The sequence below is a fragment of the Rhodococcus maanshanensis NBRC 100610 genome (assembly GCF_001894865.1).
In the GTDB taxonomy this organism is placed as follows: domain Bacteria; phylum Actinomycetota; class Actinomycetes; order Mycobacteriales; family Mycobacteriaceae; genus Rhodococcus_G; species Rhodococcus_G maanshanensis.
Genome location: NZ_BCXA01000094.1, coordinates 1 through 545, shown reverse-complemented (window position 1 = coordinate 545; position 545 = coordinate 1). Strand labels below are relative to the sequence as shown.

Annotated in this window: 1 protein-coding gene; it reads left to right on the top strand. The window is 63.9% G+C overall.

The features are described from left to right. On the top strand, positions 1–545 hold a 545-nt coding region (locus RM1_RS25815), incomplete at both ends, for an amino acid permease (RefSeq protein WP_143187354.1).

Below are 545 nucleotides of genomic sequence, written 5' to 3'. Positions count from 1 at the left end.
GGCCCGTCGGTGCTGCTGGCCTATCTCATCGGTGGGGCGGCGATCTACATCGTGCTCCGGGCGCTCGGTGAGATGGCGGTGAGTAATCCTGTCTCGGGTTCGTTCGGCGAGTACGCGAGCAAGCATCTTGGGCCGCTCGCCGGGTTCATGACGGGGTGGACGTACACCTTCGAGATGATCGTGGTGTGCCTCGCGGACGTGACCGCGTTCGGCGTCTATATGGGGTTCTGGTTCCCCGACGTGCCGCGGTGGATCTGGGTGCTGGCCATCATCTTCTTCATCGGCGCGATCAACCTGCTCAGCGTCAGGGTGTTCGGCGAGGTGGAGTTCTGGTTCACGCTGGTCAAGATCGCGGCGATCATCGCGATGATCGGTGGCGGCATCGCGATCCTGATCTTCGGGTTCGGGATCCACGACACCGGCACCGGGGTGAGCAACCTGTGGTCCGACGGCGGGTTCTTCGCCACCGGGTTCGGCGGGTTCATCAGCTGCTTCGCGATCGTGATGTTCGCCTTCGGCGGCACCGAGATCATCGGCATCACCGC